Here is an 11,628-nt window from a genome sequence, read left to right as displayed (position 1 = left end):
ATATGACCATGACGAGAAAACTGAGTTGGTTCACCGCGCTGCTGCTGGGCTGCGTAACTCTGGCGCAGGCCGCGCCGCAGTCCAATGGGGCGTTGAGCACACCCCAGCCGCTGCAGGAGATGAACGCGCTGGTCGATGCCAACGCGCCGCTGCGTGATAGTCAGCTGGTGTTTAACCAGGTCGCACCGCCGCCGGGCAGCATGACGCTGCGCGGTACCGAACCGAGCAGCCAGATTGAGTTCGGCGTGCGCAGCGATGAAGTGGTGACGCGCGCGCTACTGAATCTGAGCTATCGTCCCTCGCCAGCGCTGATTCCGACGCTGTCGCAGCTCAAGGTCTATCTCAACGACGAACTGGTGGGATTGGTTACTGTCACCGCCGATCAGCTCGGCAAAGAGAATCAAACGCAAATTCCCATCGATCCACGCTTTATTAGCGATTTTAACCGCGTGCGCCTCGAACTGGTTGGTCACTACGCCAACGTGTGTGAAAACCCGGCCAACAGCACCATCTGGCTGGATATCGGCAAAGCCAGCCAACTCGATTTGACGCTGCAAAAGCTGCCGCTACAGAACGATCTGTCGCATTTCCCGGAGCCGTTCTTTGATACGCGCGACAGCCGTCCGCTGCAGCTGCCAATGGTGTTCGATGCGCAACCCAATTTGTTGCAACAGCGTGCGGCCGGGATTCTGGCTTCCTGGTTTGGCAGCAAAGCGCAGTGGCGCGGACAATCCTTCCCGGTGCTGTATAACCAGCTCCCCAACGATCAGCATGCGGTGGTGTTTGCCACCAACGCGCATCGTCCCGACTTCCTGAAAGATTTGCCGCCGGTGGAGAAACCGACGGTGGAAATGGTGAATCAGCCGGACAATCCGTACGAGAAGATGCTGCTGATTCTCGGTCGGGATGACAACGATCTGTTGACCGCCGTCGAAGGCATTGCCCAAGGTCAGCTACTGCTGCGCGGCGACAGCTCAACCATCGACAGCGTGAAACTGCTGGCAGCCCGCGAGGCTTACGATGCGCCAAACTGGGTACGCACCGATCGCCGCACCACCTTTGCCGAGCTGACGCAGTATCAAAACCAGCTGCAGGGCGACGGCTTGCAGCCAAATCCGATTAGCCTGACGCTGAATCTGCCGCCGGATCTGTTCCTGGTGCGTGCGCGCGGCATTGATATGGACCTGCGCTACCGCTATACCTCGCCGATTCAGCAGGATGGTTCGCGCCTGGCGGTGCATCTCAACAACCAGTTCATGCAGGATTACCCGCTGACGCAAAAAGATACCGCCGCTCAACAGCTGATGCACATTCCGCTGATGCAGGGTTTGCAGGACAGCAATCGTCAGCTGACCATTCCGGCACTGCGCCTCGGTGTCGTGAATCAGCTGCGCTTCAACTTTGATTACGCCAACACCTTTATTGGCGGTACCGCCGATGGCCGCTGCGAAACCGTCACCGCGGTGGGACATCACGTGGTTATCGACGATACCTCAAGCATCGATTTCTCCGGCTATCGTCATTACATCGAAATGCCGTCGCTGGGTGCGTTCGCCAACGCCGGTTTCCCTTACAGCCGCTACGCCGATCTGGCGCAAACGCTGGTGCTGGTGCAGCCGAAGCCGGGTAATGACGAAGTAACCACTATGCTGAATGCGCTGGGCAGCATCGGCGCGCAAACCGGCTATCCCGCGTTGCGCGTGCAGATAAGCGATGACTGGAGCAAGGCGAAAGCAACCGATGCCGATGTGCTAATGATCGGCGGCATTCCGCAGGATCTGCAAGACGATACGAAGATCCCGCTGCTGGCCGATGCCGCACGCAGTTGGATCAGCATGCCCGCGCGATCGAATGCGGCGGCTAACGTGCCGGTTTCCGCCAGCGAACGCGCAGTGGAAAGCCAAACCACCATCAGCTCACGCGGGCCGATGGGCGCCATTGTCGGCTTCCAGTCGCCGTTCAACGATCAGCGTAGCGTCGTGGCGCTGCTGGCCGACAGCCCGCGCGGCTGGGAATTGCTGAATAACGCGCTGCTCGACAGCGGCAAACGCGCGGCGGTGTTCGGTTCCGCCACGGTGATCCGTGAATCAGGCGTGAACAGCGTGCGCGTCGGCGACACCTATTTCGTTGGTCACCTGCCGTGGTGGGAGCGCTTATGGAATCTGCTGGCGACGCATCCGGTGTGGCTGGCGATTTGCGCGGTCGTTGTCGTGGTGCTGTTTGCGCTGATGGCCTGGCGCTTGATGCGCATGGTAAGCCGTCGCCGTCTGGCCGAGCTGGATGACGATGAATAAGCTGCAGCTGGGATTACTGATTGGCAGCACGCTCGGGGCATGGGCAAGTTCGATTGCCGCGCCAATCGGTCCACAGGTTGCGCCGGTTGAGTGGCTGCTGATGCAGATTCGCACCGGCGAATCGACCAACAAACTCGATCTGGTGCAGCAATCGCTGTATCGGCTGGAGAAAATCGATCCGGATAATCCGCAGGTGCTGGCGGCGCAAATCCGCATGGCGCTGCGTCAGGGCGATCAGGCCAAAGCGCAAAAACTGCTGGATGAACTGCAGCGCGTGGCACCGAATGCTGCCGCCACGCACGAATCCGCAGCCGGATTGCGTCTGGTGACCACGGAAGGTCGTCAACAGCTGCAGCAGGCGCGATTACTGGCCACTGCCGGACACCTCGCCGACGCCAAAACCGCGTGGGATGCGCTGTTCCACGGCGTGTTCCCGGATGTGAATACCGAGTTGGAGTATTGGCGACTGGTGGCGCGTCTACCCGGCCAGCAACCGCAGGCGTATCAACAGTTGCAGGCGCTGGAGCTGCGCTATCCCGGCAACATCGGCGTAGAACTGCAGCTGGCGCGCATGGCGTTTGATAACAATCAGCCAGGAGAAGCCTTCACGCAGCTGCGCCGTCTCGCCAACCGTAATGGCGGACGCGATGCCGCCTCCGAGCTGTGGCTGCAGCAAATCCAGAATCAGCCGGTGAGCGAGCGTAGTGTCGCCAGCCTGCAGCAATATCTGCAAACCTTTACCGAAGGCGATGCCCAGCAGCGCGGTCAGCAAGAGCTGGCACGTCAGCAAAAAATGCTCGCCGATCCGGCGTATCGTCAGCGTATGCAGGGCTTAGCGCTGGTGGATGCCGGCGGAGGCGCGGATGCCATTGCCGCGCTTAATGCGGCGCTAAAAGCCAATCCAAACGATGCTGAACTGATGGGCGCGATGGGCCAGGCGCAGGCGCGGGCCAACAATCGCACCGCCGCTATTCGCTGGCTGGAGAAGGCGATTCAGGCCGGCCAGGCCAGCACGCAAATCGGCAAGTGGCAGTCACTGCTGCAAACCAGCCGTTATTGGCTGGCCATCAACAACGGCGATGCGGCGTTGAAAAACGGCGATATGGCCGCGGCAGAACGCTATTATCGCGGCGCGCAAGCGTTGGATAATCGTGACAGCTGGGCGTTAGTTGGTCTCGGCGATGTGGCGCAGGCGCGGAAAAACAGCGCTCAGGCAGAAAACTATTGGCAGCAGGCGCTGCGGCTGGATCGCAGCAATAGCACGGCGAAAAGTCGTCTGGTACAGCTGCGCACCGATGCGCTGATGGCCGAAGCCGATGCGCTGGCGCAACAAGGCCAATGGCATCAGGCCACGGAGAAATATCGCCAGCTGGCGCAGGCGAATCCCGATGATATCTGGCTGGCTTATCGACTGGCTGGCGCGCTGCGCAATGGCGGCGAAGAAACTCAGGGTGCGCAGATCATGGACGCAATGGTGCGCCAGCATCCACATGAACCGGCAGCGCAGTATGCATCTGCGTTGTGGCTGGCTTCCGTCGACCGCGATGATGCCGCACTAACGACCTTGCATCGCCTGCCCACCGCGCGCTGGGACAGCAATATGCATGAGTTGGCCAACCGTCTGGAGCAGAAGAAAGTATTGGCACGCGGCGAAGAGGCGCTGGATCGCATCGAAGCACAGTTGGCGTTGCACCGCACAGCGGAAGCGCGCCGCTCGCTAGAAACCTTACCAGCGAGCGTGGCACGGCAAAGTGTAAACAGCGGTCGGCGCGTGGCGCTCGCCTGGCAAAACAGTGGCGATGCAGTTCGTGCTCAACAGATTTTTGCTGAGCTGAAAACCCAAGCGGCGAAACAAGCCCCATCACAGGAAAAAGCGCTGGTGTACCGCGACGCGGCGCGGCTGGAAACCCAGCTGCACCAATCCGCACAAGCGCAGCAGGATTATCAACTGGCGATGGCTGCAAGCGGCATCAGCCCGGATGTGCCGCAGGATCACGATCGTTATACGGCGTTAACCCGCAATCAGGTGCAGGATAACTGGCTAAAACGCAGCATACGCAGCGACGCCGCCGATCTTTATCGCCAGCAAGACACCACTTTCACCCTCGAGCAGGATTACTCGCGCAATAAAGGCAACGGCGGCACCTCCGATTTCACCGCACACACCACCATGATGCAGGCGGAAACGCCACTGGCAGATGGGCGTAGCTTTGTGCGCGTAGATCATGTGCTGGTTTCAGCGGGCACCTTCTCCACCGAGAACGGCAGCCACAGCGCGCAGTTCGGCAGCTGTAATGATGACAATTCCGGCGGTTGTCGCCGCGACTTTACGCAGCGTGATGAAGGCACCGCGCTGGGCGTGGGCTGGCATAACGATCACTGGTCGGCAGATCTCGGCACTACGCCGCTCGGCTTTGAGACCCGCAACTGGGTCGGCGGTGTCAGCTGGAAAACCGACGTCAATGACATTGGCCTGACGTTCACCGCATCACGGCGACCGATCTCCAGCTCGCTGCTGGCGTACGCAGGCGCACGCGATCCCGCGGCTAACGGCGGCAAAACCTGGGGCGGCGTGGTCGCAACCGGTGGCGCGCTGGGGCTGAGTTATGATCAAGGCGGCGCGCATGGCGTGTGGGCCGATCTCAGTGCGCATCAACTTAGCGGTGAAAACGTCGCGGATAACAGCCGCGAACGCCTGATGGCGGGTTATTACTACAAGCTGATTAATCAAGACAATCGCCGCGCCACCGTTGGCCTGAACAGCATGCTGTGGCATTACCAGAAAGACCTCAGCGACTATACCTTCGGCCAGGGCGGCTATTACAGCCCGCAGCAGTATTTCTCGCTGTCGCTGCCGGTCACCTATCGCCAGCGCTTCGACAACTGGTCATTTGACCTCGGCGGCTCGGTTTCCTGGTCGCAGTCGCAAACCGATGGACAGCAGCGTTATCCGGTCAATCCAGGCTTTGCGCTGGCGTCGAATCCCACCTCAGACAGCAGTTCGGGAAGGGGGTTTGGTTATACGCTGCAGGCGCTGGTGGAGCGCCGCATTACGCCGCATTGGTCAGTAGGATTGGCGATGGATATTCAGCAGGCGAAGGATTACACCCCGAGCCACGGTTTGATTTTTATGCGCTATTCTATGTCCGGCTGGAACGGCGATATGGACATGCCCCCGCAGCCGCTCACGCCGTATGCGGATTTTAAATAGTAGTCGCCGTGAGGCTGCTACTTACTTTGTAACTCACGAAGCATAGCTGCCCGCAATATGGCATTTAAACGCGTCTGATACCCTTTTCCCGGCGCTTTCAACCACTCAAGCACATCTGCATCAATTCTGACTGAAGCCTGCGTTTTAATCGGACGGTAAAATCGCCCGCTGGAAGATGTGTTCCAAAACCCTTCGGCTAAAGGCTCAATTTCACTGCAATCAATCTCGCAATCTGGTTTTTGACTCAGTGCTTCCAGCTCAGATAAATGTTTATCGGTTAACGCCGGTAATTCGCTACGTTTAACTCTAACCTTGCTCATAACGCCTCCTCTCATTGCGCGTGGCAGGACGTGCACTGATGATTCGCATAATCTCGGTGCCCTGCTCAAAACGGACCGTGTGTGCCACCAATATAACGATGTGTCCCATAACACTACCTATCGATTGCCAGCGATACTCGCCATTCTCGTAACGATCCTGATTAGACAAATGAAAAGGATCGTCAAATATTCGCACGGCAATTTCAAAGCGAATGCCATGCTTGCGGTAATTCGATTCCGCTTTGCTGAGATCCCACTCGAATTCAAGTTCCGTATACATTTTACCATACACTTTTGTCTATACATTTTAGCATGACAAATTTGCATAGACGCTAATGGGCGTGCATTGATCAGATCCCTACAATGAAGGATTAAACGTGCATTGAAATGAGATTCAGACAAAGGCCGTAATAGATTTGAAATGAAATAAATGGCGGTAAAGCGTATAGGTCGCCATGAATGGCGACCCTACGGATGAAGTGCAGTTTTTTGTAGGGTCGCCATTCATGGCGACCAGGTCAAAGATGAGACTTAACGCTTCTCCTGATACGCCATCCAGGTGAGCAGCTGCAGGCTGGCGGAGAAGTAGTTTTGATCCGCTGCCAGCTTGTCGTTGAGATACTGAGTTTGGTTCAGGGTTAAATCGCGCACCGCGATCAGGCCGCCTTCCATATTGTATGGCGCGGGCGTGTTGCCCAGCACATCATACCAGGCGGGCGTGGTCATGCGCGCCGAACCTTGCCACAGGCGCTGGAATGGCACCAGCCGCAGGCTTTGCGGATCGTACCACCAGATGTTCAGCGGAATACGGATCGCGTCATAGCTGAAGCGGTTAGAGTAGCCGACCGCCGGTGCCACCGAACCATCGGCATTCAGCGCCACCCAATCGAGCGGCAGGCCGGTTTTGCCGAAGTGCATATCACTCAGCAATACCATGCCGTCATCAATCAGCTCATTCCAGATGCGCAGATGACTGTGCTCGGCAAACTCTCGCCAGGCCTCGAACAGGAAATATGACGGATTGAGCACCACATAGCTGGTTTTATTGAAACCCTGCGCGCCCGGCAGCATCACTTTATGCCCGCCGTAGCTGATCACATTCAGCTTCACTATCGCACGCTGAATCCGGTCGGACGCCTGTTGGTAATCACCGCCCCACTTCTGCGCTGCACGTTGCAGCGCCCAGGCAATCAGCACATCACCATCGGACGCGTTATTTTTATCGGCAATCGGATCGGCAGCGCCTGGCGTGTAGCGCCAGTAGAACAGCTCATTCTGCGGATTGCGTAGATGGGTGCGCGTCCACTGCCACAGCTGATCGAAGGTGGCACGATCGTCATGCGCCACCGCCAACAACATGCCGTAGCCCTGGCCTTCGGTGTGGCTAACGTTGTTGTTTGCCGTATCACTGATACGGCCATCGCTGTCCATAAAACGGCTTTTGTAAGTACTCCAGCCATCTGCAGCTGCCTGAGCGCTAAAAAACATCACCATGAAACACAGCATCCATTGACGCCAAAACCGCATCACTCTCATTACAGCATCCTATTGATATCGATAGTGCAGCGTGCCGCCGTCGTTCTTCTCAAGCGTTACCGGTACCGTCGCGCTGCCACCTTGTGCCTGCAGCCACTGCGCATACACGCCGGCTAACACCGCGCTTAATGCCAGCTGCCAGCGTTCAACACCCACATTGCTGTCGCCCTGAGGCAACGCATAGTGCTGAATCAGAATGGCATTCTCCTGCGGCTGTAATTGCACAAAGCCCCAGTTAAATCGCGCCAGTTGCAAATTCATTTCACGCTCCAGATCCTGCACGGTGCGCGCTTCTGGTAAAGGATAGCGCGTTGCCAGCGATACGCCGACCCCGTTGAGGAAGCCTTCTGCTTCCTCGCCCGCGTTGTCCAGCATGCTTTCAATCATCGCGCTCACCAGATCAAACCAGCCCGGCTGATGCGGATGGCTGACGCGTGCTGCCACTTGTTCACTCATTAGTAATCTCCGAACAGGTAACGGAAGTACAGATTGGCTGTGCTTTCGTTGTAATCGCCAAAGGTGTCGTAGCCTAACTGACCGCCCACGGTGACATCTTTGTTAATCTTGTAATCCGCACCGGCATGCAGGTTGTAGCCAATGCCGTTTTTGCTGTCGCCGCTGTAAACCGCATTCTGCACATAGCCTTGATCGGCCAGACTTTGCAGTTGCGCCTGCAACGACGGATTGTTAGGGAAGTAGTCGCTCTTATCCTGACTGTAGGATTGATAACCCACCGAACCGCCGACATTCACTTTCAGATCGTCAAACTTGCGGCTGAACTCGATGGGGAACGACACCGACGCATAGTTCTGCGGGCTGAAGTAACCGCCCTGACCATAGCTGAAGTAGCTGAGGTTTTTCGAGTAATCCATCCACGACAAACTCATGCCGACTTTCAGCTCGCGATCGTCAAGGTGATACGGACGCACATAGGCACCCGCCGTGGCCTGCACGCTGTTGTTGCTCGCCACGTTTTCGCCGATATAGCTGTACGCCCCGCCGCCGACGTAGAAACCGGCATCGCCGTTGTCATAGCTCAGCAAGGCGTTACCGCCGTTTTTGGTGACGCGACCCCAGCGTTTACCGCTGGTTTTGTCTTCGACGCCGACATACGACAGCAGGCTGTCGGTCATCGCGCGGCGTTCACCGGTGAGGATCAGCGTCAGGAAGTCGGTCAGCTTCGGCGACCACTGCACGCCGCCCACCAGCGTACTCAAGTCCTGGCCGAGCGGCGTGCTGCCGATGTCGATTTTGTAGCTGTCGCCCTTCAGCGCCATGTTCAGCTCCACGCCGGTCGCCGATTGCGAATCAGTAGAGGAGTTGGGTACATCATCAATTTTCGCGCCACCTGCCGCCACCACTTTGCCCTGTTCCAGCGCGTTGGTGCCGAAACGGCGCCATGCGTCGCCACCCGCGCTGCCTGCGGTGAGGGAAATCGGCGTCATGGTGAAATCGAAACGCGATTCGCCAAACGGCACGGTGGAGAAGGTCAGTGGCGCTTTGGCTTCGGTCAGCTTGCTTAAACCCGATTCGCCATCGCGTCCACGCACCTGCATTTGCCCCTGCACCCAAGTGCCGGTTTTCTCTTGCAGATCATCCATCATGTTGTCGATTTGGCGCAGCGTCTGGCTCTGCTGCACGGCAGGCGTGTTGCTCGCTAGCGTCACGCCTGCGGCGCTGCTGGTGGCCGCCGGTGCCGACTGCCACGGCATCACCGCGCCATAGCTGGATGGCGTGCGTCCCACTGGCGAGGTGCCGCGATTGATAAACGGATTGTCGGCTAATGCCAACCCGCCAACGCTCGGCACGCTGCCCGTTTCTGCGCCTTGCAGACCAATCAGCTGACCGCGCGCGGTGCGCAAATAGCTCATCGCCTGGCTGTGTTCGCCGTTGGCTTCGGCCACGCGGGCTAACAGCAGCAAGCGATCCGGCGACTGCTCATTGCGCAGGCCGCGCGTTAAGGTATTGGCTTTGTTGACGTCATTCTGTGCCAGCGCCACGTTGATAGCACCGGTACGCGCGTCCTGGGTCGCGGTGTCCTGCGTCATCAGGTAGTCGTAAACTACGCCGGCTTCTTTGTTCATCTTGCCGGACTGATACAGTCGCGCCATGGCGAACATCAGATCGCGGTTCTGCGGATCGTGCTGTAGCGCGCCCACCAGCTTGTCATAAGCGGCGGCATACTGTTTCTGCTCACGCAGACGATCCACTTCGTTAATGACATAGCCGTTGCGAATGCCCGCCAGCTGCGTTGGCGTGCTGCGTGCCTGCAGTTCTGGGCTGCTGAGGAAGCTCTGCGCTTCAGTGTTGAGACCGGCCTGATTCAGCACCGCCACCTGCGCAGCGTAATCACCGGCGTTACCCTGAACGCCACGCTGCAGGTTGCTGCGCACCACGGAAACCGCAGTGGTGAGATCGCCCGCTTTCGCCAGCTTTTCTGCCAAATTACCGGCATCAACCGGATTAGCTGGCGGTGTTGCTGCCAGCGCACGCAAGGTGTTGGCCGCCGCCGCATTCGAACCCTGCGCCAGATACTGATCGGCGGTGGCCATCTGCAGATTGAAGTTCACACGCTGCGCCAGCTCGCGCATAGCACTGTTCTTGCTGCCGTTAGGAATGCGCGACAGTAACTGGCTCGCCTGCTGCCAGGCGCCGCTTTCGCTGGCATTTAACGCGCCCGCATAGAGTTCCGTGGTGCTGGCGCCGCTACGCAGGGTTGGCTGCATGATATTTGCCGCCATCATGCTATTGCCCTGTGCGCGGTAGAGTCGCGCCAGATCGAGACGCAGCCAGCCATCATTGGGATAGCGCTGAATGCCGCTGGTTAGCGTGACAATCGCCGCGCTGTTATTGCCCGCCGCCACTTCACGCCTGGCCTGCGCACGAATCGGATCGGTGCTGCTGCCGCGTGGTGCCACGCTTTGACGCACGCTATCAGGCAGTGATGCCAGCAGCGTATTCGCTTCAGCGCTACGGTTTTGCTGGCGCAGCACATAGAACAGGCCTTCTTTGGCGCTACGATTGTCTGCATCGCTTTGCAGGATGGCGCGGTAAGTTTGCTCCGCCTGATCGAGCTGATTGCTGCGACGCTGCACGTCAGCGCGGAACAGTTTGGCAGATACCCCTTTCTCGCCTTCGGCTTGCGCCAGCGGCTCGCTCAGCGCCAACGCCTGCGCGCTGTCGCCATTTTTCAGCGCCTGCTGCGCGGTCGCTAGCTGCGCGTAGAAGCGCGCATCGGCGGCCTGTTTCTGGCGCGTATCGCTCTGATCGCCACCTAATTGCGCCGCGCGCGTCAGGTAATCCGCCGCCTCGGCATAACGTCCGGCACGCTGGGCGACATAGCCCATACCGGCTAATGCATCCGCATCTTGCGGGTTGGCTTGCAGCACTTTCTCAAAATTGTTTTGCGCGTTGCTGACGTCACCGCTGTTAAGCGCGGTAAAGCCCGCGCCCTTCTCGGCGCCGCCGACGTTTTTACGGTAGTAATCCAGCACCGCGTTGTCTTGCGGATGGCGCTGTTGCCAGGTTTGGTACAGTGACGCATCCGATGCCTGCGGACCAAGCCACAGCAGCGCCTGACGCAACGATCGGTCGGCTTCTTTATTCCCGTCAGCCAGACTACCGAGCACATCAATGCCCTGACGGCGTGTCGATTCCTGATAGGTCAATGCTTTACCCAGCGCCAGTTTGGCGCCGGTATCCTGCGGGTGATCGGCAGAGAACTGACGCAGCGCTTCTACGGCCTGTGGCAGCAGCGAACGATCGCCCGCCATGGTCAGATAATATTCGGCTGCCACGCTCGGCGGCGGCTCGTTGCCGCTGAAAGTATTACGCCAGGTTTGCAGCGACGCCGCGATGTTGCCGCTGCGTGCCTGCTGGCGTGCCAGCTGCAGCTGCGCCTGCGGAATCGTTTGCAGCTGGCGCGCGTTGTCCAGCTCGCTGAGATGCGGATCGTTCGGCGACGCCGCGCTCAGGCGCGCACGCCACTGTGCCGCTTCCGCCGTGCCACCGCTCTGCTGCGAATAGAGCGCCAGCAGATACAGCGCCTGGGTGTTGTTCGGCTCAACCATCAGCACTTTCTGCAGCGACGCTTTTGCCAGATCGTCATGCGCTTTCTGATGCCAGTAAGCCGCCTGATCGAACAGCGCCTGCAACGCAGGATTGCTACTCTCCGCCGCCAGCAGCGGCTGAGAGAGCGTCAGTGCCCCACCCAGAATCAGGGCAGAACGAATACCGGCACTTAACAGATGTTTTTTCATTATTTTAA

The 11,628-nt window shown here is 58.6% G+C and carries 7 protein-coding genes; 2 read left to right on the top strand and 5 right to left on the bottom strand.

The genetic code is table 11. The features are described 5' to 3' along the window. Window positions 1-2: 2 nt before the first annotated feature. Window positions 3-2,294, top strand: coding sequence for a cellulose biosynthesis cyclic di-GMP-binding regulatory protein BcsB (gene bcsB / locus AC6I8K_RS00765; RefSeq protein ID WP_497826088.1), 2,292 nt, complete (start codon window positions 3-5; stop codon window positions 2,292-2,294). Further along, on the top strand, window positions 2,287-5,505 hold the full coding sequence (locus tag AC6I8K_RS00760; protein ID WP_497826087.1) for a cellulose synthase subunit BcsC-related outer membrane protein: 3,219 nt from the start codon (window positions 2,287-2,289) through the stop codon (window positions 5,503-5,505). The genes bcsB and AC6I8K_RS00760 overlap by 8 nt, the downstream gene beginning before the upstream one ends. A gap of 17 nt (window positions 5,506-5,522) precedes the next feature. Here AC6I8K_RS00760 and AC6I8K_RS00755 read toward each other — a convergent pair whose 3' ends face one another. From AC6I8K_RS00755 to AC6I8K_RS00735, 5 genes are all read right to left on the bottom strand, one after another. Further along, the gene (locus tag AC6I8K_RS00755; RefSeq protein ID WP_064738196.1) at window positions 5,523-5,825 is read right to left on the bottom strand and encodes a BrnA antitoxin family protein; all 303 of its coding nucleotides are present in this window, start codon (window positions 5,823-5,825) and stop codon (window positions 5,523-5,525) included. Then, window positions 5,812-6,105, bottom strand: coding sequence for a BrnT family toxin (locus AC6I8K_RS00750; protein ID WP_064738197.1), 294 nt, complete (start codon window positions 6,103-6,105; stop codon window positions 5,812-5,814). The genes AC6I8K_RS00755 and AC6I8K_RS00750 overlap by 14 nt, the downstream gene beginning before the upstream one ends. A gap of 251 nt (window positions 6,106-6,356) precedes the next feature. Continuing rightward, window positions 6,357-7,361: a family 8 glycosyl hydrolase gene (locus AC6I8K_RS00745; RefSeq protein WP_483816561.1), complete on the bottom strand. Its 1,005-nt coding sequence runs from the start codon at window positions 7,359-7,361 to the stop codon at window positions 6,357-6,359. A 9-nt stretch (window positions 7,362-7,370) separates the two neighbouring features. Beyond that, window positions 7,371-7,817 carry a cellulose biosynthesis protein BcsD gene (gene bcsD, locus AC6I8K_RS00740; protein ID WP_064738199.1) on the bottom strand — a complete coding sequence of 149 codons (447 nt, stop codon included), beginning with the start codon at window positions 7,815-7,817 and terminating at the stop codon, window positions 7,371-7,373. Continuing rightward, window positions 7,817-11,620 (bottom strand): cellulose biosynthesis protein BcsC, encoded by a 3,804-nt coding sequence (locus AC6I8K_RS00735; protein WP_497826086.1) that lies wholly within the window; start codon window positions 11,618-11,620, stop codon window positions 7,817-7,819. The genes bcsD and AC6I8K_RS00735 overlap by 1 nt, the downstream gene beginning before the upstream one ends. Between the last annotated feature and the right edge of the window lie 8 nt (window positions 11,621-11,628).

It is taken from the genome of Pantoea sp. X-Soil-ISGK-421 (assembly GCF_059730785.1).
Note: the sequence above shows the minus strand (reverse complement) of the source record. Positions and strands in the feature narration are given on the sequence as shown.